We start from the raw sequence: 27,000 nt of genomic DNA on the forward strand, positions 1-27,000 counted from the left end.
GGGCGCTCCGGTCCTCATGCCAGTCAAGTGACTGTCGGAACGGCCCATGTAGAAATCGAATGAGGAGAGGGGTTCATATATTGAGTTCGTTTGATTTCTTACGGCCTGCGAGAAAAATGGGGTCCGAACTTTTCCAGGAGTTATTTAGGTATGGAAATGAATGATTTGTGAAAAGGCCAGAGAAGATTAAGCATTGAAGTTACGAGAACCACAATATTCGGACACACAAAAATGAGGGAAAGTCCAATGCCATCTATTACTGCCGTTAGGGATAAATTCAAAAAGGATATGGAGATCTCGCTCCGCAACGTGCTGCTCGGTGAGACCGCTGCCCTGACCTCGACGGCACTGCCAGCGGTGAAGGTTGCCGTCAGCGCTAAGGCTGCGACTTCATTCTCCCCCAACCGGACGCAAAGGAGAGAATCTATGAGTACGCTCACTACCAAAGATGGGGTCGAGATCTTCTACAAGGACTGGGGATCCAAAAAGGCGCAACCCATCGTCTTTCATCATGGCTGGCCGCTTAGCGCCGACGATTGGGACATCCAGATGCTCTACTTCCTGGGAAAAGGGTATCGCGTTATTGCGCATGACCGGCGTGGCCATGGCCGCTCAAGCCAGGTCACCGATGGTCACGACATGGACCACTACGCCGCGGACATCGCTGCCGTGGTCGAGCATCTCGATTTACGCAAGGCTGTCCATATTGGCCACTCCACCGGTGGCGGCGAGGCGACGCACTATGTCGCCCGCCATGGCAAGGGCCGCGTCGAAAAGCTGGCGCTCATAGGTGCTGTGCCGCCGATTATGGTGAAGACGACCTCCAACCCAGGCGGTTTGCCAATCGAGGTCTTTGACGATCTTCGGCGACGGCTCGCCGAAGGTCGGGCACAGTTCTATCGTGATTTCGCGAGCGGTCCCTTCTACGGATACAACAGGCCGGGCGCGAAAATATCTGAGGCCGTGATCGAGGACTGGTGGCGCCAGGGTATGATGGGGGGAGCGAAGGCGCATTACGACGGTATTGAGGCATTCTCGGAGACCGATTTCACCGAAGACCTTAGACTCATCGAGGTGCCGACGCTCGTCATGCATGGCGACGACGACCAGATTGTACCAATCGCCGATTCTGCACTGCTGTCGGCAAAACTCCTCAAGAAGGGCAGCTTGAAGGTCTACGAGAAATTCCCGCATGGCATGTGCACGACGCATGCCGAAGTCATCAATGTCGACCTTCTCGCCTTCATCAAGGGGTGAACGGACACGCTGCCAGCAAGGTCACAATTAACCTTCAGTGGAAGGGAACAGATCAATGAACCGGATTGAAATAACGTTTCCAGAATCCACGATTTTTCTCACGGATCCATTAGGCAAAGATGGCGAACAACTTGAGAGCTTGGGCAAAAGAAATCATAGGGCTCTTGGGACGTTGATCGATCGCCACATTGATCGCTTCCTTTCAAGACTTCTGGGACTGGCCAAGATGTTTGTCTCAAATGAAACGGAAGCAGAAGAAGTCGTCCAGGAGATGTGGGAACAAATCTTGGAAGATGTTGAGCAGGTTGAAAGTCGATCATGCCTGGAGATCTTGCTTTTCCATATCCTCACGAAACGGAGCCAAACTTCACATGGTCAGGAAAGGGTGGGGAAATTCCCAATACATTTATGAACGATGAAAAATAACATGTGAGGGTCGAGCCAAATACGGCGAAGGAAACTAAGGGAAACTGCATGGACTATGATCGTGGCCGGTTCCTACTAGTGCCAGGTCGATTGTCATATTTTCAGGAGACGAAATTTCATGGTGATGACTGGTGGTGCAGCTGTTTGAAAATACGTTTAACGTAAGGCGCTGCTGAACTCGAGAAATTGGCAGTCAGGATTTTAAATAGAAAAAAGCTTCCTGACACATTGAACAACTGACGAAGGCATGACGAGTGGCGTAATCCAAGACTCGTCAAGGGGTGGATAATCATGAAGACTTTTGAAATGTCGTTTTTTGAACCTGTAGGCGTCAACTCGTGTGGGACACAAGCCTGGGGCATAATCCCGGACCTCCGTGAGATGACCCAAAACATAGGTCCTGAGAAAAAAATAGCTGTGACCTGCGAAGAATTTGAACTGATTGAGTCCCTCCGCAAGAAGGATGAACCGGCATTTGCCACCTTGGTTGAACGCTATCATGGTGGGCTACTTCGGTTCGCCCAAACCCTTGTGTCAAATCAAGCCGTGGCGAAAGAGGTGGTTCAAGAGACCTGGATGGCCGTCCTGGAAGGTATTCATCGTTTTGAAGGTCGATCATCCCTAAAAACGTGGATTTTTCGAATCCTTCATAATATTGCCAAGACAAAAGGGAAACGGGAACACCGGTATGTGTCATTTTGCGATGTCGATGGTTCAACAGACAAAGAAATAAATAGCGCGTTGGCATCAGAACGGTTTTACACTTCTGGCGACTTAACCGGTCGCCGGGGTTTTCCGTCCGTCATATGGGATGAGAACACGCCCGAACGGTCACTCGTATCAAAACAAAGTCTGGGCCAGATTTACGAGGCGCTTCAGGCCCTTCCTCCTAACCAGCGGCAGGTCATCATTCTTCGTGATATCGAAGGCGTTAATGCGGAAGAAATTTGTCAAATTCTGAATATAACCTTAACCAACCAACGAGTGCTCTTGCATCGAGCTCGGGCGAAGATTCGATTGGCTTTGAACCCTTACCTTCAGGGACATTCCCCCAAGAGCCCGGCTCCCGCTGTTTGGGCGTCTTTGGTACCGAATGAAAAACCGGGAATCTCGTTATAATAAATAATTTCCAAAATAATAATGCTCCCTATAACGAATTTTCTCTTGGACGGGCTAATGGACAAATACTTTAATGAAATAAACAAATTTCCGGTTCGTGGGTTCACTCACAAAATTCATGGTTTTATGAAGTTTATGCATGTGGAGGCTCTATGAGTTTTTGGCTCCTACCTTTACTTTTTATGGAATCCGCTCTCTTTTTGCTCACAGCCCTCTCCTTGGCTATCTGGGTCTACCTCTGTTTTGGGCATGGCCGCTTTTGGTATGCGGATCAGCGACTCGGTAGGGATCAGCCGATTTCTCACCAAATTACGTCATGGCCCACTGTCGTCATAGTTGTTCCCGCTCGGAATGAAGCGGATGTCATTGAACGAACGTTGCGTTCTCTTTTAGAGCAGGACTACCCAGGTGAATTCCATGTGGTGATGGTGGATGATCAAAGTGATGATGGTACCGGCGACCTTGCACGAGAGCTTGCTACGCAACATCCAGGGGGAACGCACCTCACTGTGAAGGACGCCGAAGATCGCCCCGCTGGCTGGCTGGGAAAAGTGTGGGCCCTTCACATCGGATTACGGTATGCCGAGAAGGAGTGGCCTGATGCCAACTATCGATATTTGACGGATGCTGACATTGAGCATAGCCGGGGAAACCTGCGCGAGCTGGTTTCCAAAGCCGAATGCGAAGGGCTGGATCTTGTGTCCCTCATGGTCCGATTGCACTGTCAACATGCCTGGGAGAAGGTCCTGATTCCAGCATTTGTGTATTTCTTTCAAAAGCTCTATCCCTTTCCCCTCATCAATGATCATAATTCACCTGTCGGAGGCGCAGCTGGAGGGTGCATTCTTGTGAGGAATCATGCCCTGAAACAGGTAGGAGGGATAGGAATCATTCGCGCCGAAGTTATTGATGATTGCGCGTTGGGGGCAGCAATCAAGAGGGTAGGAAAGATCTGGGTAGGTCTAACGGATTCGGAGCACAGCATTCGTCCCTATGCAGGGCTTGCTGATATCTGGGGAATGGTGAAACGCACGGCCTATACCCAACTGAGATATTCCCCTTTGAGGCTTGTGGGTACCGTCGTGGGCCTGGTTCTTGTCTATCTCCTCCCACCGCTTGTGGTTTTGTCTTGGCCCCTTCACGGAAGTGTTCTGGCGGGAGGATTGGCGGTCTTCGCCTGGCTCATCATGATGTATACATTTCAACCCACCTTGCGTCTATACGCACTGGTTCCGACCTATGGCATGGTGTTGCCCGTGGCGGCCTCGCTCTATCTGGGCATGACGATAGACTCAGCTTGGCGACATTGGTTGAAGATCGGAGGACAATGGAAAGGACGGACGGGAATTGGTTGCACTAATTGAGCCTTGGCCGCCATTCAGTCCCGTAGTGATCAGCTCACTCAGAACGGCAGTGGCCCCGCTCTTGTTGGTGATGGCCCCAAGAAACTGCACAACCGGATTCGTGGAGACACGCCCCGAAAGTTAGCATGATGAAACCAACTCTGAAAAGAGCGCTTCTTGAGAAGATGGCCTTTTCGAAAACACGTACCATCTTTCAAATCGGAAGTGGTTTTGGCTTCGATCAAAGGCGAACAGACGGTGGCAGAACGGGTACAGAGGTTTGATGTTCACCCAAATCAAATAAAGGAGCCATAGGATGAAACGATTTGAAAACAAGACCGTGCTCGTCACGGGTGGCAATAGTGGCATCGGCCTGGCAACCGCGCTGGCGTTTGAGAAAGAAGGTGCCCGCGTCGTATTCACGGGGCGCGATCAGTCTACCTTGGATAAAGCGGCAGCCCGGTTTGGCGAAAATGTCATTGCAGTGCGGAGCGATGCCGGTAGCATCACAGACGGGATCAAGCTGGCAAGGTTCCTCCAGCAACAGGAGGTGAAGCTCGACGCCGTATTTATCAATGCGGGGATCGCCAGGCTTGCCCCGTTCGATGCAACTGAAGAAGAAATGTGGGATGCGACTTTCAATACCAATGTGAAAGGTCCGTATTTCTTCATCAAGGCTCTGTTGCCACTTCTGAACCCGGAAGCGGCTATCGTGCTCAACGGTTCGATCAACGCTCACATCGGCATGCCCAATACGAGCGTATATGCCGCCAGCAAGGCCGCATTAATCTCGTTGGCGAAGACACTATCCTCCGAGCTCTTGAGTCGGGGCGTCCGTGTCAATGTGGTAAGCCCTGGTCCCGTCACGACACCGATCTATGGCCGATTCGGTCTCCCTGCGGAGCAGCTTTCCGAGGTCGCGGCAAGCATCCAGGGTCAGATTCCGCTCAAGCGTTTCGGTACGCCCGACGAGATTGCGAGTGCTGTCCTGTACCTTGCTTCGGCCGCTTCGGCGTTCATCGTTGGCACCGAGCTGGTGGCCGATGGTGGTATGAGCCAACTCTGATGTTTCCGAATGTTTCTTCAAAACCCACGGGAACTTGCAGAAAGGAAAATGGGAACAATGAGAATTCTGAAAGAACGAAAACACATCAAGGAGTGCGGCCAAATAAAAGGACGGCAAATTTGCCTACGAACTTTTCTCCAAGGATACCGGGGAAAGACGAATTCCATACTAGGGCTGACTAGTTATTCATCGGCGATGAAATATTAGAATTCATCGATAGCCACAGGGTGCAGGAGGTCGCGAACTGACACGATCCCGACAATGTCCTCCCGGTGAGTGACGGCCAGGTGCCGGGTGCCGGATCGATCCATCAAGTCTGCCGCTTCGAAAATCGGTGCGTCTTGATCAATGGTGATCACGGGAGCCGTCATAATAGTTTCGACGGTGGTTTGGTCTGGCGACCGACGGGTCGAGACCACTTTCCGGACAATATCAGCTTCAGTGACGATGCCCACAATATGCCCCTGTTGTTCGACAAACACGCAACCGATGCGGCGAATCCGCATTAGGGTAGCTGCTAGGGACACGAGGTCTCCGCAATTCACTGAGGCAAGATCCTGTTTCATGAGTTCTTCGACTCGAATCATAGTTGGGCTCCTTTTGTTAGTGAATTATAGATTGAGAGTTCCGAATCCTCTCGTCCTGGTTGAAGTCGGCGTCTAAGCCACAAGCGAAAATTTTCCTTTCGGGCCTTTCCCATGCAAAATCGGATAGCAGTGGCGTGGGCGCCGGGAGAGATGGAGAAGAGTATGAATACCGTAAATGAGTGGCTGAAGGAGTATGAGTACTCCCACTATCATGATCATGAATTTCATTGTGTGTCTCCTGCTGGACTGGTTGTGTCATCGTTTCTTGATGCTCTGAGTAGCATGACATGGTGGTGTTACCATGGGGTTTCCGAATCGTTAGCTGTTCGTAACATTTCATGATGTTGTGGTGAACTGGTGCAATTGGATCTTAGGAATTCAGGGGGGGGAACCCGTCACATTTTCCGTTTCTTTAAAAAATATTTCAGGGATGTGGCCGATTGAAAAGTGATGAGTCAAATTTTCAATCCGCCGGGAAGTGTTGGGAATTGCCCTCCAACTCGATCGAGGTTAGTGAGATTTTTGAGCTTGAGGCCATTCCTGGGTATTTTCGCCTCGCGTCGGAGACCATTGGACGGCCACGACCCGGATGATGGCCAATACCACTAATATTCCACCCAAGATCATCCACTGTTCCAGATGGGCTTCCGAAAACCATTTCGAGATAATTTCGGTAAGCATGACCACGAGAATCGTATCGACAATAAACGTGACCTTCACCCGCCCTTCGGAAAAATAGGTCACGGTTGTTTTGAAGACCTCCACGATGGCCAGTATGATCAACGTGTCCACGATGAGTTGACGAAAGACCTGTTCGAGGGGTTCTGTGAAAAGAGCTTCTAAATTCAAGAAAATCCTCAAGACGCCTCCAGCGAGTCCTACGAGGATGGTGACAATTAATAAGCTCAGGACGGCTTTGATACCTTTCATCCAGAAATGGGTCAGGTCGGCCTCTAACGCTTTGGCCAGCCAGGCGGATGACTGTTGAAAGGAGCTGTTGAACATGGAGGAATCGTTCGACTGCATCGTGGCTTTCATGGTTTTATAATTCATCCTTTGCAACAGGAGCTAATAAATCACGAACAGAAAGCATGCCGGACACATGGGACTCATTGCCTACCACCAAATGTCTCGTGTAAGCCGCCTTCATGATCCCGGCAGCCTCAGAAATCGACTCTGATTCATCAATGGAGACAATGGGACTACTCATGATATTTCCGACTTGGATATACTCTGAAGGGAAATGAAATGCCACGACCTTTCTCACGATATCGCTTTCCGTCACAATTCCCACTAACTCTTCTCCGTGTTTCACTAACAGGCTGCCAATTTTGCGAATTCGCATCAGGTTGGCCGCGATTGATACCGCTTGGGTGAACTCAACACAGGCCAGTTCTCTGGTCATTAACTGTTCAACTCGTACCATATTTCTCTCCTTTGTTAATATGAAGGTTCATGATGGAATGTACTGGATTGGTATTAAACCTACGTCGCAAGTATATGACGTACGTGTAACATTTTTTCTCCTCCACTCCTTTTGTGGTGGACGTCTAGGGTAGAATGACTCGGAAAAGCAGGGGTATGATCATGGTTGATGGGAGGAATATCTGTATGAAACGATCTGCAGGGTTGATGGGGTTTATAGTCGTGGGAGGGATTTTTCTGGGAGGATGTCAGGGGCCACAATTTCAAACATTGAAAATTTCAGATAGTCCCAATCGTGTGGTGGCCTTACAGGCTATGCCGGATGCCTTTGGCGGAAAAGGCTATGATCACCCGGTGGTGTTCACGAAAGAAGAAATGATGCAAATCATGCAAGGAATCCGGGCAGAAAAAAGCGGTCTGTACAGCGCTTCATCCTCCGGTAGTTCCCGGGCACATCCGGTTTTTAGCCCATCAGAGATTGATTTTTTTGCACCCTTGATTGTCAAAGGGTTGAGTCAAGCCACTCCGGAGGAGATGGTGACCTTCTTTGAAACTGCCGAAATTGAAACGGACGATCTAGAAAAGTATTTTCAACTCACCACCTCGGGTGGGTTCTATGTCGCTGGTGGAAAACTGTATGTTGTCGTGAGTAACTTTTCCGTGAAAACTCCGCTCTGGCAGGATGCGCAGAAGTCGAGTTATGACGTAAACTCTGTTCGCACCAATGCTCTTGAGCAATTAAAACCTCAGCCCGGTCTGCTCGTGTTTGAGCCACGAGAGTTCATGTCGGAGTCGTCCGGTGGGGAAGACATCGGGAGTTTCTTGAAAGGAAAACCCTGGCATGTGGCCATTGGATATCGTGAGTTTCTAGGCCATTCATTGTCCCCCAAGACACCGCTGAACAAACGGGAATCCAATTAAGGTCTTCCCTCCAACCTGACGTCCCTCTGCGGTGACGGAAGCCTTCTCAATGATTCTGAGGTCTGGAGGGGATTTGAATGTGGTGTGCGTCTCATTCTTCATAACAGTTCGCTGATTTTGGGACGGGGGCCTTGCAAAGGAAGACCGGTGACCATTAAATATATTTCTTCAGCAATGTCGGTCACATGATCGCCGGCGCGTTCCAACCCTTTGGCGATAAATAATAATTGAGTCCCGTCACCGATGTTCCTGGATTCCTGGCTCATCATGCGGAGCAGGTGCTCAAACAGGTTGGCATAGACGGTGTCCAATTCGGCGTCATCCGTCCAAGCAACATTGGCCAACGGGGCATTATGGTGAATATAGGACTCCGTGACCTGGGACAACATGGATTGGATGCGTTTCCCCATCCATAGAAATTCTTCAGCAAATTCGGCAGAGATGGGCCGTGCCAAATGCCGGCTGCGTTTGGCGGTATTTTTTGCGTAATCACCGATCCGTTCCAAATGAATCGCGATGCGAGAAGCCGCCAGAATAGCTCGCAGGTCGTCCGCCATCGCCTGTTGACGGGCAAGAGTGCGGGTCGTATGGGTATTGATTTTTTCTTGCAGGGCATCTGCAATACGGTCGTTGGCAATAACCTGCTCCGCCAAGTCGGCATTGTTCTCCACCAAGGCGGTCAGCGCACGGTGCAGTTGCTCCGACACGTGATTTGAGAGAGCCACAATCTCCTGTCGAAGGGTGTTCAAATCTTCGTCAAAAATTCGTAGGGTGTGTTGATTGTTCATGATGATCCTTTCGAAATCGGTGTTCCGCCGGTTTATCCAAACCGGCCGGTGATATAATCCCGCGTCAGCGTTTCTTGCGGCGTGGTAAACAGTTCTCCTGTTGGAGCGAATTCAATGAGTTTGCCCAGATGCATGTAGGCGGTAAAGTCCGAAATCCGGGCCGCCTGCTGCATGTTGTGGGTGACAATGATCACCGTGAACCGATGGCGAATTTCTGTAATCAGATCTTCAACTTTGGCGGTGGCAATGGGGTCCAATGCCGAGGTGGGTTCATCCAGTAAGAGGATTTCAGGTTGTGGGGCCAGGGCCCTGGCGATACATAATCGTTGCTGCTGTCCGCCTGAGAGGCCGTAGGCCGATTGTGAAAGGCGATCCTTCACTTCCTCCCACAAGGCCGCATCCCGCAAGGCCTGTTCCACACGGTCGCTCAACAGTTTTTTGTTCTGAACGCCCTGAATCCGAAGGCCGGCCGCTACATTTTCAAAGATGGATTTGGGAAAAGGATTGGGTTTTTGGAACACCATCCCGATTCGAAGTCTGACCATGAAGGGATCAAGGTCGATGAGGTTGTGGTTTTCAGGGAAAAGACGAATCTCTCCGCTATACCGATTTCCGGGATACAGATCATGCATACGATTAAACGATCGAAGGAGGGTGCTTTTCCCGCATCCGGATGGTCCGATCAACGCGGTGACTTTCCGATTGGCAATTGACAAGGTGATTTCCTTCAAGGCTTGGGTTTCACCATACCAAAAACTGAGTTTCCGAACTTCCGCCGCCAGCGATTCCCGTTCGGTGTTGGTTGTGGGGGAGGCGTTGAGCGACATGAGTGTGACTTGCTGGTCATGAGAAATTTTCTGTGTCATATGCGTGGTTCCTTGGTTCGGCTAAGAGGGCATCCAATATTCATCTGGGACATCATGGATGGCTAACGAACCTGGCGTCGTAAATGAAAGCGCAACCAGATCGCCACTCCATTCATCGCCAGCGTCATCAGCATCAGAATGACTCCGGCCGCCGCGGCATTAATATGGAATTCTGCCTGGGGTCGTGAGACCCAATTGAACATCTGAATAGGCATGATGGTAAATGGGCTTTCGAGCCATTCAAAATTGATAAAAGGCGGGCTGGCCTGAAAAGGGGGGGCGGGTAAAAAGGCGATAAAGGTTAAGGCCCCGATGGTGATGACCGGTGCGGCTTCTCCTATCGCTCGAGCCAAACCCACGATGGTTCCGGTCAAAATGCCAGCCCGCGCAGCGGGCAGCACGTACAGGCGAACGGTCTGCCACTTGTCAGCACCCAACCCATATGCGGCTTCCCGCAAATCAAGGGGAATTCCACGAATGGCTTCACGGGTGGATACAATAATTACCGGCAAAATCAGTAATGCGAGTACCAGGCCAGCCGTGAGGATCGTCTCTCCGAGCCCGAACCCATGGATGAACAGACCAAGCGCTAACAACCCGTAGATAATGGAAGGCACTCCGGCTAGATTGCTGACGTTGATTTCAATGAAATCCGTGATCCAGTTGCGCGCAGCATATTCCTCCAAGTACACCCCTGCTCCAACCCCCAGCGGTATCGCAATGCAGGCAGTGACGAGCATGACCAGGATTGTGCCGACCCAAGCGGAAAGGATCCCTGCTTGAAGAGGATGGCGCGAGGGGAAGTTGAGATAAAAATCGGGGTTCATGAGTCTGGGCCATCCGCCCACGATCAGGTCGATGACCACTGCCGCCAATAAGCTCATGGCGACGATCAGTACCGAAATGCCGATGCCCGCCATGACCAGATCTGTTCGACGGTTGGCACTAACAATGCGGGCCAAGTCAGGAGTAAACGTTTGGGACACGTCGGCTTTAATCATTAGTACACCTCCTTAAAGCGCCGCCGGAGATAGAAACCGATCAAATTGAAGGTGAGCGTGATGACAAACAACACGATTCCAGCCGCAAACACGGATTGGTAGGCAATGGAGTCATGAGGCAAATCTCCCATGGCCATTTGTACGATATAGGCCGTGATCGTTGCTGCTCCTTCCGTGGGATTGAAAGAAAAATTGGGGTTTTGGCCGGCAGCGATGGCGACGACCATCGTTTCGCCCACGGCTCGTGACATGCCCAGAATGAATGCGGCGGTGATGCCGGAAAATGCGGCAGGGACCACGACCCGCATGGCAACCCGGAAGCGGGAGTATCCCAAGGCGTATCCCGCTTCCCGCAGACCAGGGGGGACTGCCCGCATGGCATCTTCGCTGACCGAGGCTGTGTAGGGAAGAATCATGATTCCCATGACGATGCCGGGACCGAGCATGTTAAACCCTTCCAAGCCGGGGATGAAGGTTTGCAGAAGCGGGGTGAAAAAGAGAAGGGTGAAATATCCGTAGACCACTGTCGGCACCCCTTCGAGCAACTCAAGAAAGGGTTTGACCGTCTCGCGAACCTCCCTTCGAGCATATTCGCTGAGGTAAATAGCCAAGGCCAGTCCCGCCGGAATAGAGACGGCTAGCGCAATCCCTGCTACGGTAACCGTCGCCGAGACCAGAGTCATCACCCCGAAGCGGGCATTCTCAAAAACGGGAGTCCATTGGGTGTCTGTCAGAAAGTCCAGGAGAGATATCTGGGCAAAGAACCCCATGGACTCCGTGACCAGGACATACACGATTCCTAACGTGACAAACACGGAAGTCGCGGCTGCGACCAAAAGGCACCCCCCGGCTAAAGAGCCCCATAAGGCACGGCGGCGGAGGAACCCTTTGCTGGCGCGTAAGGGAGATCCTGAAGAGGCAGAGAGGCTTGAGGAAGGTGGTAACGTTGGCATGCTTTCAACTCCAGATAAAATTCTATGTTCCAGGGGCGGCTGGCCACCCCTGGAGAGGACCGATCCGATTGTCCAGGTTCCCTCTACTGAGGAACCCTGGCCAGCAGGTCTTCGATTCCGACGCCGACTTCAGCCCCATGGAAAACCGTCCCCGTGAGTCGTTTGGTAAACTTGTCCAGAGCCATCGTGTAGGCTTTTGAGGGCAACGGCACGTATCCGACTTCCCTCACGAGCGTTTGGGCATGGTCGTTGTTCAAATAAAACTCGATGAATCGTTTGACGTGTGGTTTTTTGTCGGCGGCATCCTTATTGACGTAAATAAAAATGGGACGCGATAGGGGTTGGTACGTGGCATTTTTGGCATTATCCACAGAAGGGCCCACGGGTTTCCCGCCTTTCCATGAAATCGGTACGGCTTTTAATTTTCCCTTATTTTCCTCGTAATAGGCCAAGCCGAAAAATCCCATGGCATTAATGTCATTGCTGACTCCTTGAACCAGGACGTTGTCATCCTCACTAGCGGTAAAATCCCCGCGAGAACTTTTTCCCTCCACAATGGCCTCAACAAAATAATCGTAGGTCCCGGAATCAGTCCCAGCCCCGAACAGTTTCAAGGGTCGATCCGGGAAGCTGCTTCGAATTTGATTCCAATTCGTCACTTTGTCCTGGGCTCCAGGTTCCCAGGCGGTTTTCAATTCCTCCACGGTCAAATGATCCGCCCAGTCGTTTTTAGGATTTACGACGACTGTTAAGGCGTCCAAGGCGATTGGTAACTCGATATAGCCGATGTTGTGTTCTTTGCACGATTTAATTTCTGACTCCTTTATCGGACGGGAAGCGTCGGCGATATCCGTTTCACCTCGACAGAATTTTTTAAAGCCGCCGCCTGTGCCGGAAATGCCTACTGTCACCATTGTTTTCCCTCGTTCGGCTTTTTGAAATTCTTCAGCCATCGCCTCGGTAATCGGAAAGACCGTGCTTGAGCCGTCAATTTTGACCAACTCGCGGGCGGACACGGTGGAAATCGACGCGGTGATGGTCAGAGCGAAGGTCGCCATAACAAGGTGGATTGGGATTTTCATGCGAAACCTCCGTATGATTAAGTGTGAGAATGGTAATTGGAGTAGTATGAAATAATTTCTTGAAAGATGAATCATCCGACTATCTCAGGATAAGATGACACGTCTATGACATTCTCATTACCATCAGGTTAAATGTTACTGGCGGAAGACATGCCATTTATTCGATCTCAACTTTTTCCCATGTACCTTCTAGAAGGCTGATTCAGGGAGATCCCGCCGGGTCTTCCATTCCGTTGGCGTACCCAATGGAAGAACAGGCCTCTTCGGATGACAGCCGATAGAGGCCTGTTCGTGGGACGTGAGGAGTACCTTTACGTCCCGATACATTTAGAATGACACATCCCATTGCAAACGGACCCGCTGTTCATGCTGATTTTGCCCTGCGGGTTGGGACAGCGTGAGCCAGGACCCATCGAGAGTAATTTTGTTTTTATGTCCTGCGAAAAACCAGTTGATGGCAGTGGTGTATTCCTGCCGTCGATCATTTGGGGTTGAGACGTTGGGGTCGACAAATGCATAACGAAAGGCGACCTCCAGGGGTTTGGGGACTGCCGGAATGAGACCATGGGGGAAATAACCGATTTGTGAGTAACTTCCCATCATGTTGGTCTTATGGCCCGGCGCACCCTCTGGATAGCTGTTGTCCTTAACCTCTTTCCAATGGTATTCATGTTGAATCGATAGCCCCCGCCATTTGAACGCGAATTCCTCCACCATGCCCTGCACCCGGTATTGTCCGGCTTTCGCGTTGGAGTCCGAGGTGTAGGGTACCCCGGCCGAATTGTCTTCCGGCAATGTTCCGCAACCACTCGAGGACCATCTGGTGCATTTGCCGACAGTGGTATAGGCCCCGAAGGCCACGCTTCCCGTGGGCTGCTCGTGAAACTCCACGTCGCTTTGTGACCATTTCAGATCGCGTCCGAGGAAATTCCATTGATACCGTCCGAAGTACATCATGTTGGCGTCGTCGTTGGCTTCTCCCCGACCGGATCCTGTAAAGACACCGGCATAATATCGTGAGTCAAAGGCCGTACCAGGGGCCACATGGCCATACAGCATGGCCCCAACCTGGCGGTCGATGGTAAAGATTTCATTGACGATTGATCGTTCCACGAACTGCTGGGTGCCGGAAGAGTCTCTTCGTTCGCGGTTATAGTCGACTTTCCATTGTCCAAGTTGCAGAGAAAGAAACTTGAACTTTTCCAGACTGATCCGCCAGTCGATTAATCTAGTCGATCCAGGTGACCCGCCGGAATTGGAAGTGGATTGCAGATCTAACTCGAAATAGTACTTGATCCAGGGTTGATAGCCATGACCACCGATTTTCATTCGAACGCGGCGAAGTTCAAGGGTACTCTCGGGACCCGCATTGAAATCAGCGGCGGATATCGGATCTCCGCTTGTGGGATACGTATAGCGCCCTTGGAACCGCCACTGAATTTGTGTCGCAAATTTTCCATCGATTGTTGAGAATTCAAAGCCTTTCGATCCCCAGCCGACTTTGACTGGAAATTGAGCATCAAGCGCTTTTTGTTGTTCCACCGCTTTTTTCTCTTCTGCCGCCTCAATTCTGATCCAATCTTCTTTGGTGAGCACCTTCTTCTCACGCAAGACATCGATCAGTTCATCACTCGCCCAGGCACTTGTCTGCAACACGATGCCCAGGCAGACGAGTCCCGTTAGTAATGTAAAAACCTTCATGAATACGGCCTCCCTTTGATTGATAAACTATGTGTGGTAAACGAGAAGAATGTGCGTGCATCTTGAGAAAGAGACTAGCCCACAGGGATTACGATTCTGTTAACAGAAGGTCAAACCGATGTAAAAACGGGGGGATCCAAGGAGAAGAGAGTCTGATCTAACCGCGAATTCCGGAAATGTAGGCGGCGGTTAATTCCTCTTTTGGGGATTCAAATATCTGCTGAGCGGAACCATGTTCAACCAATTGTCCGATTCCTTCCAATGACCAGAAAACGGCCACATGATCGGCTAATCGGCGGGCTTGGGCTAGGTTATGTGTGACGATGAGAATGGTGTACGAACCCTGCAAGCTGGCAATTAAATCTTCGATGATTCCGCTTGAGATTGGATCTAAGGCACTGCAGGGCTCATCAAGCAGAAGGACATCCGGTCTTAATACGAGTGCTCTTGCGAGGCAGAGCCTTTGTTGTTGTCCTCCTGAGAGGGCTTGAGCGGGATGGTCGAGCCGGTCTTTGACTTCATGCCAGAGACCAACTTGCTGCAGGACGTTTTCAATGGCCGATTGCAATAGTGTGCGGTCATGCGTTCCGTGTTCACGGAGAGGGAGTTCCAGATTTTTACGGATGGAAAAAGGAAAAACGGTGGGTTTTTGGAAAATCATTCCCACGTTACGGCGCAATTGAAGGAGATCGGTTGTAGGGGCAAGGATATCCAATTCATTCATCTGCAGGTGCCCCGAGACCTGGCATCCGGGAATCAAATCCGTCAAGCGGTTCAGGCTCATAAGAAAACTTGTTTTTCCGCAACCTGACGGCCCCACTAATGCGGTAATACACCCCCGATTAATTTCAAGTGTGACATTCCGAAGTACCTGAAGATGGTGATAGGCGATCGAAAGGTTGTTCGCGCGAATATGAGCGTCAGGCTCACAGCAGGGTTCGGTGGATTGATAGGGGAGCCATGCTCTGAACCCGGCCCGTTTGTCGGGATCAGGAATTATGTGGGAAGTTGGTTGGATAAGGTCCATCGTGAAGCAATCCAGGAAGAAGAAAGGTTAATTATGAACAAGAGGCTCACCAGGACAAGAGCCGTGGCATAGGCATGGGGGTTCCCCCCGGCCACATTCATGGATAGATCATAAATGTGCACCGCGAGCGATCGTCCTGAATCCATTAAAGACTCCGGCATTCGGTCCACGTACCCACTGGTAAAAATTAAGCCGCAGTTTCGGCTATTGCCCGTCCCAGCCCAAGGATGCCGCCGACCAACAGTCCGGGGATGGCCGCCGGGAGGAGAATCGTTCGAATGGTGGTCGACTTTGAAAGGCCAAGGGCTGCTGCGGATAATCGCTGTTCACGCGAAATAACCCGAAAACTTTCTTCCACCGTGCGAATCAGGATAGGTAACACCATGCAGGCCAATGTGAGACCTCCCGACAGAATGGAAAATCCGAATCCCAGGACTTGGCAAAACAGGGCATTGCCAAACAGGCCAAAGACAATGGAGGGCACACCTGCGAGGACATCCAGTGACCCACGAATGAGTCGGCCAAGCGCATGATCGTGACGGGTGTATTCCGAAAGAAACAATGCTGTTCCCAACCCCATAGGCACGGCCACTCCCATGCATACTCCGACGAGTAAGAAAGTGGATATGAGGATGGGGCCGATTCCGCCCTCCCGCCCGGCATTCAGGGGAGCAGAGAACACGAAGTTGAATGACAGGTGGTTCCACCCGTTCCAGAGTAAATCACCCATTAACCAGATAAACGGAATGGAGACCATGGTGGCCGCCGTCCATATGATCACGGTGAGGCAGTATTCCTGGACGTGGTTACTTTGTCGCGACATAGGTGTTCCGATGGCGTAAGCCCTCTGCCATGCTGACAAATAGCACAACGACTCCCATGAGGAAGAGTCCACTCAAGAACAATGCCGCCCGATGATCGCCCAACGCATACCCCATTTCCAGGGCAATGTTGGCGGTCAGGGTTCTGACCGGATCAAACAGACGGGAAGGAGTTTGTACGACGTTTCCACAGACCATTAGAACGGCCATGGTTTCTCCGAGGGCACGTGCCAATCCCAATAGGATGCCGGTAAAAATGCCAACCTTGGTTGTGGGAAGAATCACATGCCAAATCATCGACCATCGACTGAATCCTAAGGCGGAGGCGCTATGGATATAGGCGAGGGGAACATGAGCAATGCTGGTATGGGCCACTAACATGATGGTGGGCATGATCATAAACGCCAGGATGAGAATGCCGGCAAGCAGGCTTGGGCCGGGAGGATGCCAGCGGCCGATCATCGGAACCAGAACCACGAGACCCCAAAAGCCGAAGACGACCGAAGGAATCCCGGCCAGGAGTTCGACCATGCGGCGGAACCATCGGCTAAGAAGAGGGGGCGCATAAAAATGACAGAAAAGCGCTGAGAGAATTGCGAGCGGGGAGGCAAGAAGAACGGCACCGGTGGACGCGAAGATGGTTCCCCAGACCATAGAAGTCAGGCGATACGAGTTATCGGTAGGATACCAGTCAGGATCGCTGAAAAACCGTGTGAGCCCAATATGGTGAAGGGCGGGCCAGGATTCATGAAAGAGAAATGCGATGACCAGAAGCAAGAGTCCTCCTGCCGTCAACGTAAGACATCTCACACTCCCTGAGAGCAGATCATCATTCTTGGAGTGGGGCGAAATATTGTTGGAGGATGAGATCATGGTTTTGAGATGACTGCGCGAAATCAATAAAGGTTTTAATGAGTCCTGCGGGAGGAGAATTTGTGACAAGGGTTAGTGGACGAGAGAGAGGAAACGTGCCTTTCCTGACTGTCTCGATCGTGGCCGGAATGTGTTGCAGCGGTAACAATCGGATGGGTATGCCATGGGTCGCATCATACTGGGCCGTGCCAATGGAGACATATCCGATAGCGTGAGGGTTGCCGGCTACTGTCTTAATGCCTTGTTCGTTATCCCCAATCACGACATGGGCGTGGATATCCCGATTCTTGAGATTGAAATACTGAAGAAACAGTTCGAGTGTCGAGCGCCCTTCGGCTTTATTGACGACCAATGTAGGTGCCTCATTTCCGCCGGCTGTTTTCCAATTTGTGATTGTTCCGGTGTACATGTCTCTGATCTGAGCATCCGTCAAAAACTTTACGGGATTATCACGGTGTAGGATGATGGTAATGCCGTCATGGGCAATGATGGATCCAAATAGATGAGCTTCCTGAGGTTTCAGAGTCCGGGAGGCCATGCCGATATCCGCCAGGCCGGTCACTGCGTCTGCAATGCCGCGAGAGGAGCCTCCGGTTTGAACGTCTACCCGATTACCCGGATGGAGGGTCTCAAAGCGTTTGCCGATTTCGGATACCAACGGAGCCATGGTGCTGGAGCCGGAGATGATCAGTCTTGTGTCTTCTGCCCGGGCGATTGGATATTCCCACGGCGGGAATGTCCATAAAAAATGGCTAATCAGGATAACTTTTAGTACGAAAAAAAAAGACGAAAAAACCATAAGGTGCAACAGGATTTTTGAAAGGGTAAAGAACGACGCGTTAATCGAAGGAAATTTTGCAGCACCCCAGATTGATGGCCTTGCCCGCCGTAGAATCTGCGACGCTTTCCGGTAATTGGTAAATCATGGTTTTCCCTTCCCGAGAGGATTCCACTAAGCCTGCGTCGCGAAGGATGGCCAAATGGTGGGACAATAAACTCTGTTCAACCTCCAACTCACCCATGAGTTCTCCGACATTTTTCGGCCCTGACATGAGTGATTCAAGCACGCCGAGGCGGGTTGGGTCCGATAACACTTTCAATTTTTCCGCACAAGCGGGGGATGTAATCTTTGTTTTCATGGGGTGGAATGAAAATTTTTGAATGTAAAAACCTATTTAATATGATTATGTATTCATATGAATGGAATTTAATATGGACCATTATTGTGAGTCAAGGTTTCATGGATGCAGTCGTACAGTATTTTGGATAGCTTGGATATATTAGGTTTTCTAACGAAGGTAGCTACGATTTATACACTCAAAACGATAAATTCCAGCAGGGAGTCCTCAAATAAAAGTTAACGTATTTGTAACATGCGAGACATAATACCGACACAATACGTAGGTAGGCTCTATCCTCAATAATAGAAAATGTGAGAATGAGGGAAGGCTTCTTTCAATTTTTGTGAAAATGGTGGCATGAGAGACAATAAGGCATATTAATCCTTACTACGAGGGGCGAACATGAAATTGATAAGACTCAAGGTCCTTAAATCCAGTGTTTTGTTGGGCGTAATGTTGGTTGGGACACCTGTTATGGGAGAACACGATCTGTTTCCCCCTATCGATCAACAGATTCCTCATTACGCTTCACAAAGTGACGTATCAGGGAAGATCAACATAGTGGGCTCCAATACCATGGACCCAATTCTGAAGAAATGGAAAGACCAGTTGGGAAAAGTTCAACCTCATTTGGTCATTACCCTGGACACGGAGGGTTCCAAAGTCGGATTTGAGTCGTTAATGAGTGGGAAAACCCACATGGCGGCCATGTCCCGTCCGCTGAAAAATGAGGAAATCGAGCTATTCACCAAACGGCTAGGGTACGCACCTACTACGGTACCCGTTGCCGTGGATGCATTTGCCGTCTTTGTGCATAAGGATAACCCGCTCGACCAAATCACCTTTCAACAATTAGATGCGGTGTTTTCCTCCGAAAGGCGACGAGGGGCTCAGGAGTCTCTGGACCATTGGGGCCAATTGGGCCTTTCCGGCAGCTGGAAACAAGCGCCTATCCTTGCGCAAATTCGGGATTCCAATTCAGGAACCGGACAGTTTTTCAGAGAATTAGTCTTGATGGGCGGAAAAGATAAAGAGTCGGTTGCGGTTCAACCAGGCGCCGCGTCGGTTGTCCATGCCGTTATGAATGATCCTTATGCCATAGGGTATAGTGGAATCGGCTATCGCACCGATTCCGTCAAACCCCTGCGTGTGGCTACCGAGGAAGGGAAGTCTTTTGTCGAGCCGACATTTGAATCCGCGAGCAATGGATCCTATCCACTTCGTCGGGTGCTCTATCTGTATGTGAATCATTCCCCACAAGCACAGGATTCTCCTCTCCTGTCGGAGATTATCAAGTTTGCGGTAAGTCAGGAAGGCCAACAGGTTGTTGCCAAATCAGGCTTTTTCCCGTTACCCACCAAAGATTTGGTTGCCTTGTACGCCGACTGGTCTGAGCCGGTTACTTCCGCAGCCACCAATGGGAACCCCAAGGAAATCCGATAATCTCTTCCAGAATTAGAGGGTCGGAACAAGCCTCGATTGTTCCTCAAATTTGCAAGGCAAATCAGAGGTGGAGCTGTTTTCAGCGATTCTGTCTTACGAGGCGGAAACGCTAAAGTTTTGGATATTGTTCTGACAGGCCCGGCGTCTGTGGTTCATGCAATAAAGCATGATCCTATTGCTGGAGGATTAAGCGGAATTGGCTATCGCACGAATTCTCTTAGACACTGCGGCGGGAATTAACGAATCGACCACTGACATTCTCCGGATTGATAATCAGGATTATACGAGTGAAGGATGTGGAGCGGGGCTGACGTCCACGGACACGGCGAGGGTATGGTGTCCGCCTCCAACCATGAAGCCATTAATCGGACTGACATCTCCATAATCCCTTCCCCAGGCCAAGGTGATGTGTTCATCGCCGGGAATGATATTGTTGGTGGGATCAAAGTCGACCCACCCGAGGCCGGGACTCCATGCGGCTAACCAGGCATGTGAGGCATCGGCACCTACCAGTTTCTCCTGTCCTTCAGGTGGATGCGTCAAAAGGTATCCACTAATATACCGTGCGGGCACACCAAGGCTGCGGAGTGCGGCGATTTCCAAATGCGCAAAGTCCTGGCACACCCCTTTTCGTGAGGTGAGGACATCTTGAACCGGTGTGGAAACTTCCGTCACACCTCCTTCGTACGTGAATTCCTGAAAAATTCGGCTGGTTAAATCCATGACTCCGGCCAGAAGGGGGCGTCCGGCTGGAAAACACTCACGAACAAAATCATATGTGGCATCGTCCATGGTGATGTACGGGGAGTCATACATAAATTGTTGGGCTTCCAGATTCGGCGTGTCCAACGGATTCTGGAGTTGTTGGACGACTTGATCCCAGGGCGGACTTTGATCCAATGGGATCGGATCAGGCTTCATGACATCCACTAAGGTTTTGGCTTCGACGATCAATTCGGGATGGGGCGTTTGAATGGTCAAATGGGTGATCGGGTTCCCAAAATAGTCTATGCCATCTGAACGGACAGATGGCGTCGGGTCAAACCTCATCGTCGATCGGAGGCAATGTTGTCGGGGATGGGACCGGGGAGTGAGACGCAACACATGATGAGAAATGGCAACAGGCTGTGTATAGGCAAAAGTTGTCCGGTGAGTGACCTGATATTTCACGGAATGCCCTCAAGCCATTGAGGCCCGGAAATGCGTTGAGCCAATGAATGACTGAAAAAGGTATGAGCCACGACATCGGAGAGTTGATGCACGTGTTGATCCAGTTGTTTGAGGAGGCGTTCCAGATTGACTCGCACTCCGGTTTTTGTCGTGGATTGAGCGAGTTCCATCATGTCGGCCAGTCGAATATCCGTCCACCCACGTGTGGTAATCCTTAGTGCCGGGTTGATGGAAGCAGCGGCTTCTTCTCGAGGCAACGCGTTGATGTGTGCCTCGATCGTTGATAATTGGAAAATAATTGAACGGGGGTTGGTGTCATCGGCCAATAGTAAATCCAAGACCGCTGCAAGTTTGGCTTCGGCCTTATATCGGGTTCGGTAGGTAATGGAGGCGTCGGCTAATTCCAGAAGCAGATTGAGGGCGCCGGTGGTTTCCGGTGTTCCTCGTGATGCCAAATGACGGATGAGTTTGGATAAATGTCTCACGCGTTCCAGGCGCCGTCCCATTTCCAAAAAACGCCAGGCATAACTGCGAGTCATATTTTCCATAACCATCCCATTCAACGCGGCCAGATGTTGTATCATCCGGCTCAGTAGGCGAATGGCATCGTCGATGCTTTGTCCTTTGGTCTGGGCCCATTCCTTCGGCACGCCGGTGAGTTCCATTAAAATATTCCAGGTGTCGAGAGACAACCGGTGGCGGACCAGTTCTGCGGTGCGTCGCACATTCTGGAGAATGGTTGCCAGGCCGTCCGGCGTATCCGGGTCAAATAAAATCGTTCGGAGTTCCGCCTCCACCGCACCGGCTCCACCTTCTACCGCGCGTTTGGCCCGACGGGGGGATAAATGTTTTTGCATCACGAGTAGGGAAACCAAACGATTCAGGGTCTCGGGGTCATCTCCGATTCCCGCCTCTCCGCTCATGCGTAAGACCAGGCTTCGTAATAAACGGATCGCGCCCTCGGCGCGTTCCGTGTAACGTCCCAGCCAGAAAAGATTGTCAGCGGTTCGACTGGGTAGATCCCGTCCTCCTCGCCGAAGTTGAAGCGTATGATGGGGAAGTGTGACGGCTGCCGGGATATCAAGAGGACCATTCGATTTCACCCAGGTGTCTTTACTGAAATCACCGGGCTCATGCCAGTGACCACGGGGATCTGATTGAACCGATACGCGAGCCAGTCCCCCAGGCATGACGGTATAGCCGTCCTTTGTGGCTGTCAGATAAATGCGGACGGTCATGGGGGCGGGTTTGAGTTCATCCTGAGACGTCCAAAATGGAGTCGTGGATGGGGAAACGATTTCACGTCCCACGTACTCATGCCCACGCCGGGCAATGGCTTGAGCCAGGGCTTTACGGTCTTGCTCATTCAGGTCAGGCCCGAAGGAAGACAGACGGTCGTGGGTGAGGCCCCGCTTGGGGGTCAATACGCGACGAATTAACAAATGATCCATATTGTCAAGCACGTAGGCCCGCTCGTTGGCTTGTCCACACCACCAGGTGGCGACACTGGGAATTTTAAGCCCTTCACCAAAAAAGAATTTGGATAACGTCGGCAGAAAGCTTAAGAGGACTTCGCTTTCGATCAATCCGCTCCCGAGCGCGTTGGCCATCGTGACATGTCCGGCTCGAATGGCTTGAAGTAACCCAGGGACACCTGTGCTGGATTCCGTCATCAATTCGAGGGGATCGCACAAGTCGGAATAAATCCGCCGCAAGACCAGATCAACGGGTTTGAGACCATCGACCGTTTTCAGGAACAGCCGTTCATCACGTACGGTCATGTCCGACCCTTCGACGATCGGGTATCCCAGATACCGGGCCAGGTACGCATGTTCAAAATACGCCATGTTTTCTGGGCCTGGTGAGAGCACGACCGCCATGGGATCTTCCCGTTGGGAAAACTGGCGAAAGCTCTCGCTGAAGGTCTGGAAAAAGGAAGAGAGTCGTTGGACCTGTGTCCGGGCAAATAGATTGGGTAACGACCTGGAGACGATAATACGATTTTCGAGGGCGAATCCGGCACCGGTGGGCGCTTCGGTGCGATCCCGCAAGACCCACCAATTTCCGTCCGGCGCTCGCGCCACATCGAACGCCAGGAAATGTAAGTAGGTGCCTCCCGCCACCGGTACGCCGTGACAGGGCTGCAAAAACTGGGGATTTCCAAACACGACAGCAGGGGGTAAGGTTCCATTTTTCAGCAATTGTTGCGGACCATACAAATCACTCAAGATATGGTTGAGGAGGCGGGCTCGTTGAATCAGCCCTGATTCGAGGTGTTGCCATTCCTCTTGGCTGATCAACAGGGGAAATAAGTCTAGTTGCCAGGGTCTGTCAGATTGTCGTCCATTCTGACCGGCAAGATACGTCATGCCGTCATCCTTCAACATTCGTGCGGCAGTTTCGTGAGCCTGACGGCGCTGGGTGGCGTCCAGGCTCCCGAACTGTTTCAACAGATTCTGCCAATGCGAACGGACGGACCCGTCAGACGCCACGAGTTCATCAAAGGTATCCGGTTGAGGCGGGTACATCGTTGAGGGCTGGGAAAGGGAATCCGGTGGTTCGGGAGAAAGGGAGGCCGCCATGGAATCCATCAGAGTGTTGTTCTTCGAAAGACGATCAAAATTACCTTACCGTTTCCTGAATACACTGTCTAGGTTACGTGATTACGCCGGCCAACGGAGGTCGAGGGTACAAGGAAATTCCGGGCGAGAAGTATCTGGTGGTTCGGCATAGGGTCCCGCGGTATGACCAAAGGCATGAAACCTGGCCAACCGGCGGCTTTCGGCTTCATAGGCGTTGACGGGGAAATGTTCAAAATTCCGTCCGCCCGGATGAACCACATGGTAGGTGCACCCGGCAACCGCCCGTTGGGCCCATTGATCGTAAATGTCAAAAGTCAGCGGGGCGTCAATTCCGATTTTGGGATGTAAACAGTTTGGAGGCTGCCAGGCCCGGTACCGGACGCCGCCGACCGCCTCTCCTTGCCGTCCGGTTGGTGTCATCGGTACGCGTTTGCCATTGCAGGCGATGATATAACGGTTTTCTGTTGACCCGGACAGCTTGATCTGTAGCCGTTCGACCGAAGAATCCACATATCGCACAGTGCCTCCAGGGGCTCCTTGTTCTCCCATCACATGCCATGGTTCCAGAGCCTGTCGAACTTCCATGACCAGACTGCCATAGTTGATCGAACCAAAGAGCGGAAAACGAAACTCCAGGTGAGGCGCGAACCAGTCTTCATGCAGTTCGTACCCGGCGCGGTTCATCTCTTGGATGACCTCATGGAGATCCTGAGCGAGGAAATGTGGGAGCATGAAGCGATCATGGAGTTGGGTGCCCCATCGAACAAGGTTTCCCTGGTCCGGAGATTTCCAAAAACGGGCGACGAGCGCAAGGAGGAGAACCTGTTGAGCCAGACTCATGCGTTCATGGGGCGGCATCTCGAAGGCCCGGAATTCCACCAAACCGAGTCGACCGGTCGGGCCATCAGGGGAATAGAGTTTGTCGATACAAATTTCCGTGCGATGCGTATTCCCTGTGACATCAATGAGCAAATTTCGAAAGATCCGATCAACCAACCACGGAAGTGGGGGCGCATCGACGTTGGGGGGAGGAACCTGGGCAAATCCCAGTTCCAGTTCATACAAGGAATCATGCCGGGCTTCATCGATGCGGGGAGCCTGACTGGTCGGGCCGATGAAGAGACCGGAAAAAACATAGGAGAGGGAAGGGTGACGTTGCCAGTAGGCGATCAGGCTCCGGAGGAGGTCTGGCCGACGCAGAAAGGGGCTGTCGGCAGGGGTGCTGCCTCCCATGACCACATGATTGCCTCCCCCGGTTCCCGTGTGTCGTCCATCCAACATGAACTTTTCCGTGCCTAATCGGCAGAGCCTCGCTTCTTCATAGATGGCCGTGGTAATCGCGACCATGTCCGCCCAATTTTTCGCGGGGTGGATATTGACCTCGAGCACTCCAGGATCAGGAGTGATTTTCAAAACGTTGATACGAGGGTCATAGGGGGGCGTGTAGCCTTCCAAGTGAATTGGCTGGTTTAATTCCGCAGCGGTGTCCTTAACGACGGCGACCAGATCAAGATAATCTTCAGCCGATTCCAGAGGCGGCATGAACACGCAGAGGTGCCCGTTACGAGGTTCCACCGTGAGAGATGCGCGAACCACACCTCCTGCGCCGACCCCGCTTTTTTGTCCCATGATCACTTGAGCCGGTTCATGTGGCCCCCCTTCTCCCTGTAGTTTCTGAAGCCGGCGTTCCTGAAGGGAGGATTCCTGAATCGGATCGGGTAGGGGCCCTCGGATGTCAAATGGGTCCGTCGGAATGATATAGGGATAATCTTTGGGATCAATAACCGGTAATGACGGGAGGGGCAATCGAAAACCGATTGGCGAGTCACCCGGGACCAAAAACAAGTGCTGACTGCGTGTGGTCCATGCTGCGGTGACCCAGCGACGAGGGCCGTCCTTGGCATTCCATCGTTGCAATGGCAGGACATAGCCTGCCGGTTTACCCAGACCGCGTTCATATACTTTGGCGAGTCGGGCACGAGCCATGGGGTCGTCGAGATTATTGGTGGCCGGTTCGAGGTTTTCCGGCAGCTTTCGTTCCTGACCGATGAAATGCCAGGGATCTTCATAGACGGGTTGAATGGTTTTGGTACCCACTTCTACCCGATTGGCGATTCCCTGAATGAAGTGATTGGCATCATCGGCTGAAATGTTTGAGGCTTGATTTTCCTCGGCGAAGAACTGGTCTTCCTGCCAGATCGGTTTACCATCCTGTCGCCAATAGAGACTGAATGCCCAGCGTGGCAACGGTTCGCCGGGATACCATTTCCCCTGGCCAAAGTGCAGAAGTCCGCCCGGAGCGAAGCGCTCCCTCAAGTGTTTGATCAGTTTAGCCGCCAACGGGCGTTTCGTATCGCCGACGGCCTCCGTATTCCATTCAGGAGCATCGGGATGATCAATGGAGATAAAGGTGGGTTCCCCGCCAATGGTGAGCCGGACATCATTGGCCGCCATTTCCTGATCCAACCGTTGTCCAAATGTGTCGATGGCTTGCCATTGTTCCTCGGTGTAGGGCTTGGTGACCCGTGGCGTCTCAACAATACGAGTGACCGACATCTCATGGGAAAATGTCGTTTCGCAAATATCCATAACCCCGCTAATGGGCGCGGCGGTCAGCGGATGGGGCGTGCAGGCAAGCGGAATGTGCCCTTCTCCGGCCAACAGGCCGGACGTGGCATCAAGTCCCACCCATCCGGCTCCAGGCAGATAGGCCTCGACCCAGGCGTGAAGGTCTGTGAAGTCATGATCGGCACCAGATGGACCATCCAACGATTTCACATCGGCGACAAGCTGAATCAAATAGCCAGAGACAAATCGACTGGCAATTCCAAGGTGGCGAAGAATCTGCACGAGGAGCCAACCGGTGTCCCGGCACGATCCACGGCCAAGTTCAAGCGTCTCATCAGGGGTTTGCACGCCGGGTTCCATGCGGACGACGTAGTCGATTTGAGACTTGAGTTGCTGATTGAGACTCATGAGAAAGGGAACGGTCGGATCTTCGTGTGGCGCGGTGAATGATCGCAGCCATTCCTGCAATCGAGGGCCAGGTGGTTCTTTGGCCAAATACGGCAGCAGGTCTTCTTTGACCATAGGATCATAGGTGAAGGGAAGTGTCTCGGCGTCAGGCTCCAGAAAAAAATCAAAGGGGTTATAGACGACCATGTCGGCCACAAGGTCGACTTCCACATGAAATTCCCAAACCTTTTCAGGGTAAATAATCCGTGCAAGATAGTTACCGTGAGGATCCTGTTGCCAGTTCAGAAAATACCCGGTGGGCTCAATCTTGAGTGCGTAACTCAGTATGGGCGTCCGGCTATGGGGAGCCGGCCGCAGCCGGATGACGTGAGGCCCCATCTGAACGAGCCGATCGTAGCGATAATGAGTTTGGTGATTGAGTGCGACGTGGAGTGCCATGAAGAATTAAGAGC

General features: G+C 51.7%; 24 protein-coding genes and 2 pseudogenes. 9 read left to right on the forward strand and 17 right to left on the reverse strand.

Going from position 1 to position 27,000, the window contains the following annotated elements:
* The first annotated feature begins 426 nt into the window (after nt 1-426).
* The 6 genes and pseudogenes from PJI16_17555 (at nt 427) to PJI16_17580 (ending at nt 5,211) form a co-directional block, all read left to right on the forward strand.
* Nucleotides 427-1,257 (forward strand): alpha/beta hydrolase, encoded by an 831-nt coding sequence (locus tag PJI16_17555; GenBank protein MDT3779373.1) that lies wholly within the window; start codon nt 427-429, stop codon nt 1,255-1,257.
* 55 nt (nt 1,258-1,312) lie between these two features.
* Nucleotides 1,313-1,669 (forward strand): sigma factor, encoded by a 357-nt coding sequence (locus tag PJI16_17560; GenBank protein MDT3779374.1) that lies wholly within the window; start codon nt 1,313-1,315, stop codon nt 1,667-1,669.
* Between the two features lie 305 nt (nt 1,670-1,974).
* The gene (locus PJI16_17565; protein ID MDT3779375.1) at nt 1,975-2,802 is read left to right on the forward strand and encodes a sigma-70 family RNA polymerase sigma factor; all 828 of its coding nucleotides are present in this window, start codon (nt 1,975-1,977) and stop codon (nt 2,800-2,802) included.
* Nucleotides 2,803-2,954: 152 nt separating this feature from the next.
* Nucleotides 2,955-4,166 carry a glycosyltransferase gene (locus tag PJI16_17570; protein MDT3779376.1) on the forward strand — a complete coding sequence of 404 codons (1,212 nt, stop codon included), beginning with the start codon at nt 2,955-2,957 and terminating at the stop codon, nt 4,164-4,166.
* A gap of 156 nt (nt 4,167-4,322) precedes the next feature.
* A pseudogene (locus PJI16_17575) lies at nt 4,323-4,448 on the forward strand (IS3 family transposase).
* A 13-nt stretch (nt 4,449-4,461) separates the two neighbouring features.
* Complete coding sequence (locus PJI16_17580; GenBank protein MDT3779377.1) at nt 4,462-5,211, forward strand: SDR family oxidoreductase; 750 nt, start codon at nt 4,462-4,464, stop codon at nt 5,209-5,211.
* A gap of 203 nt (nt 5,212-5,414) precedes the next feature.
* Here the strand turns inward: PJI16_17580 and PJI16_17585 are convergent, their stop codons facing one another.
* Nucleotides 5,415-5,798 carry a CBS domain-containing protein gene (locus tag PJI16_17585; GenBank protein ID MDT3779378.1) on the reverse strand — a complete coding sequence of 128 codons (384 nt, stop codon included), beginning with the start codon at nt 5,796-5,798 and terminating at the stop codon, nt 5,415-5,417.
* A 162-nt stretch (nt 5,799-5,960) separates the two neighbouring features.
* Here PJI16_17585 and PJI16_17590 point away from each other — a divergent pair, with 162 nt between their 5' ends.
* Entirely contained in the window at nt 5,961-6,140 is a 180-nt protein-coding gene (locus PJI16_17590) for a hypothetical protein (protein MDT3779379.1), read from the forward strand.
* A 168-nt stretch (nt 6,141-6,308) separates the two neighbouring features.
* Here the strand turns inward: PJI16_17590 and PJI16_17595 are convergent, their stop codons facing one another.
* Both PJI16_17595 and PJI16_17600 read right to left on the reverse strand, forming a co-directional pair.
* Complete coding sequence (locus PJI16_17595; protein MDT3779380.1) at nt 6,309-6,836, reverse strand: phosphate-starvation-inducible PsiE family protein; 528 nt, start codon at nt 6,834-6,836, stop codon at nt 6,309-6,311.
* A 4-nt stretch (nt 6,837-6,840) separates the two neighbouring features.
* Entirely contained in the window at nt 6,841-7,224 is a 384-nt protein-coding gene (locus tag PJI16_17600) for a CBS domain-containing protein (protein ID MDT3779381.1), read from the reverse strand.
* Between the two features lie 185 nt (nt 7,225-7,409).
* Between PJI16_17600 and PJI16_17605 the strand changes: the two genes are divergently transcribed.
* Nucleotides 7,410-8,144 carry a hypothetical protein gene (locus tag PJI16_17605; GenBank protein MDT3779382.1) on the forward strand — a complete coding sequence of 245 codons (735 nt, stop codon included), beginning with the start codon at nt 7,410-7,412 and terminating at the stop codon, nt 8,142-8,144.
* 98 nt (nt 8,145-8,242) lie between these two features.
* Here the strand turns inward: PJI16_17605 and phoU are convergent, their stop codons facing one another.
* From phoU to PJI16_17660, 11 genes and pseudogenes are all read right to left on the reverse strand, one after another.
* On the reverse strand, nt 8,243-8,932 hold the full coding sequence (gene phoU / locus PJI16_17610; GenBank protein MDT3779383.1) for a phosphate signaling complex protein PhoU: 690 nt from the start codon (nt 8,930-8,932) through the stop codon (nt 8,243-8,245).
* 32 nt (nt 8,933-8,964) lie between these two features.
* A complete protein-coding gene (pstB, locus tag PJI16_17615; GenBank protein ID MDT3779384.1) occupies nt 8,965-9,759 on the reverse strand; it encodes a phosphate ABC transporter ATP-binding protein PstB in 795 nt (264 codons plus the stop codon).
* A 101-nt stretch (nt 9,760-9,860) separates the two neighbouring features.
* The gene (pstA, locus tag PJI16_17620) at nt 9,861-10,799 is read right to left on the reverse strand and encodes a phosphate ABC transporter permease PstA (GenBank protein MDT3779385.1); all 939 of its coding nucleotides are present in this window, start codon (nt 10,797-10,799) and stop codon (nt 9,861-9,863) included.
* The gene (gene pstC / locus PJI16_17625; protein MDT3779386.1) at nt 10,799-11,752 is read right to left on the reverse strand and encodes a phosphate ABC transporter permease subunit PstC; all 954 of its coding nucleotides are present in this window, start codon (nt 11,750-11,752) and stop codon (nt 10,799-10,801) included. Before pstC (PJI16_17625) ends, pstA (PJI16_17620) begins: the two co-directional genes overlap by 1 nt.
* A gap of 83 nt (nt 11,753-11,835) precedes the next feature.
* Nucleotides 11,836-12,834 (reverse strand): PstS family phosphate ABC transporter substrate-binding protein, encoded by a 999-nt coding sequence (locus PJI16_17630; protein MDT3779387.1) that lies wholly within the window; start codon nt 12,832-12,834, stop codon nt 11,836-11,838.
* 327 nt (nt 12,835-13,161) lie between these two features.
* Nucleotides 13,162-14,535 carry a porin gene (locus PJI16_17635; protein ID MDT3779388.1) on the reverse strand — a complete coding sequence of 458 codons (1,374 nt, stop codon included), beginning with the start codon at nt 14,533-14,535 and terminating at the stop codon, nt 13,162-13,164.
* 157 nt (nt 14,536-14,692) lie between these two features.
* On the reverse strand, nt 14,693-15,562 hold the full coding sequence (locus tag PJI16_17640) for a phosphate ABC transporter ATP-binding protein (GenBank protein ID MDT3779389.1): 870 nt from the start codon (nt 15,560-15,562) through the stop codon (nt 14,693-14,695).
* A pseudogene (gene pstA / locus PJI16_17645) lies at nt 15,532-16,385 on the reverse strand (phosphate ABC transporter permease PstA). Before pstA (PJI16_17645) ends, PJI16_17640 begins: the two are co-directional and overlap by 31 nt.
* Entirely contained in the window at nt 16,369-17,160 is a 792-nt protein-coding gene (gene pstC, locus PJI16_17650; protein ID MDT3779390.1) for a phosphate ABC transporter permease subunit PstC, read from the reverse strand. Before pstC (PJI16_17650) ends, pstA (PJI16_17645) begins: the two are co-directional and overlap by 17 nt.
* A gap of 52 nt (nt 17,161-17,212) precedes the next feature.
* Entirely contained in the window at nt 17,213-17,971 is a 759-nt protein-coding gene (locus tag PJI16_17655) for a phosphate ABC transporter substrate-binding protein (GenBank protein ID MDT3779391.1), read from the reverse strand.
* A gap of 124 nt (nt 17,972-18,095) precedes the next feature.
* Entirely contained in the window at nt 18,096-18,395 is a 300-nt protein-coding gene (locus PJI16_17660; GenBank protein MDT3779392.1) for a metalloregulator ArsR/SmtB family transcription factor, read from the reverse strand.
* Nucleotides 18,396-18,779: 384 nt separating this feature from the next.
* On the opposite strand from PJI16_17660, the gene PJI16_17665 reads away from it, so the two are divergent.
* The gene (locus PJI16_17665) at nt 18,780-19,820 is read left to right on the forward strand and encodes a PstS family phosphate ABC transporter substrate-binding protein (protein MDT3779393.1); all 1,041 of its coding nucleotides are present in this window, start codon (nt 18,780-18,782) and stop codon (nt 19,818-19,820) included.
* 279 nt (nt 19,821-20,099) lie between these two features.
* Here PJI16_17665 and PJI16_17670 read toward each other — a convergent pair whose 3' ends face one another.
* The 3 genes from PJI16_17670 to PJI16_17680 form a co-directional block, all read right to left on the reverse strand.
* Entirely contained in the window at nt 20,100-20,990 is an 891-nt protein-coding gene (locus tag PJI16_17670) for a transglutaminase family protein (protein MDT3779394.1), read from the reverse strand.
* Nucleotides 20,987-23,581 (reverse strand): circularly permuted type 2 ATP-grasp protein, encoded by a 2,595-nt coding sequence (locus tag PJI16_17675; protein MDT3779395.1) that lies wholly within the window; start codon nt 23,579-23,581, stop codon nt 20,987-20,989. The genes PJI16_17670 and PJI16_17675 overlap by 4 nt, the downstream gene beginning before the upstream one ends.
* A gap of 72 nt (nt 23,582-23,653) precedes the next feature.
* Entirely contained in the window at nt 23,654-26,986 is a 3,333-nt protein-coding gene (locus tag PJI16_17680; GenBank protein MDT3779396.1) for a transglutaminase family protein, read from the reverse strand.
* Between the last annotated feature and the right edge of the window lie 14 nt (nt 26,987-27,000).

Source organism: Nitrospira sp. MA-1, from assembly GCA_032139905.1.
Lineage (GTDB): Bacteria > Nitrospirota > Nitrospiria > Nitrospirales > UBA8639 > Nitrospira_E.

Bases quoted from the DNA above. Each gene is read 5' to 3' on its own strand.
- PJI16_17555 (MDT3779373.1), top strand. From the start codon at position 427: ATGAGTACGCTCACTACCAAAGATGGGGTCGAGATCTTCTACAAGGAC.
- PJI16_17560 (MDT3779374.1), top strand. From the start codon at position 1,313: ATGAACCGGATTGAAATAACGTTTCCAGAATCCACGATTTTTCTCACG.
- PJI16_17565 (MDT3779375.1), top strand. From the start codon at position 1,975: ATGAAGACTTTTGAAATGTCGTTTTTTGAACCTGTAGGCGTCAACTCG.
- PJI16_17570 (MDT3779376.1), top strand. From the start codon at position 2,955: ATGAGTTTTTGGCTCCTACCTTTACTTTTTATGGAATCCGCTCTCTTT.
- PJI16_17580 (MDT3779377.1), top strand. From the start codon at position 4,462: ATGAAACGATTTGAAAACAAGACCGTGCTCGTCACGGGTGGCAATAGT.
- PJI16_17585 (MDT3779378.1), bottom strand. From the start codon at position 5,798: ATGATTCGAGTCGAAGAACTCATGAAACAGGATCTTGCCTCAGTGAAT.
- PJI16_17590 (MDT3779379.1), top strand. From the start codon at position 5,961: ATGAATACCGTAAATGAGTGGCTGAAGGAGTATGAGTACTCCCACTAT.
- PJI16_17595 (MDT3779380.1), bottom strand. From the start codon at position 6,836: ATGAAAGCCACGATGCAGTCGAACGATTCCTCCATGTTCAACAGCTCC.
- PJI16_17600 (MDT3779381.1), bottom strand. From the start codon at position 7,224: ATGGTACGAGTTGAACAGTTAATGACCAGAGAACTGGCCTGTGTTGAG.
- PJI16_17605 (MDT3779382.1), top strand. From the start codon at position 7,410: ATGAAACGATCTGCAGGGTTGATGGGGTTTATAGTCGTGGGAGGGATT.
- phoU (MDT3779383.1), bottom strand. From the start codon at position 8,932: ATGAACAATCAACACACCCTACGAATTTTTGACGAAGATTTGAACACC.
- pstB (MDT3779384.1), bottom strand. From the start codon at position 9,759: ATGTCGCTCAACGCCTCCCCCACAACCAACACCGAACGGGAATCGCTG.
- pstA (MDT3779385.1), bottom strand. From the start codon at position 10,799: ATGATTAAAGCCGACGTGTCCCAAACGTTTACTCCTGACTTGGCCCGC.
- pstC (MDT3779386.1), bottom strand. From the start codon at position 11,752: ATGCCAACGTTACCACCTTCCTCAAGCCTCTCTGCCTCTTCAGGATCT.
- PJI16_17630 (MDT3779387.1), bottom strand. From the start codon at position 12,834: ATGAAAATCCCAATCCACCTTGTTATGGCGACCTTCGCTCTGACCATC.
- PJI16_17635 (MDT3779388.1), bottom strand. From the start codon at position 14,535: ATGAAGGTTTTTACATTACTAACGGGACTCGTCTGCCTGGGCATCGTG.
- PJI16_17640 (MDT3779389.1), bottom strand. From the start codon at position 15,562: ATGGACCTTATCCAACCAACTTCCCACATAATTCCTGATCCCGACAAA.
- PJI16_17660 (MDT3779392.1), bottom strand. From the start codon at position 18,395: ATGAAAACAAAGATTACATCCCCCGCTTGTGCGGAAAAATTGAAAGTG.
- PJI16_17665 (MDT3779393.1), top strand. From the start codon at position 18,780: ATGAAATTGATAAGACTCAAGGTCCTTAAATCCAGTGTTTTGTTGGGC.
- PJI16_17675 (MDT3779395.1), bottom strand. From the start codon at position 23,581: ATGGATTCCATGGCGGCCTCCCTTTCTCCCGAACCACCGGATTCCCTT.
- PJI16_17680 (MDT3779396.1), bottom strand. From the start codon at position 26,986: ATGGCACTCCACGTCGCACTCAATCACCAAACTCATTATCGCTACGAT.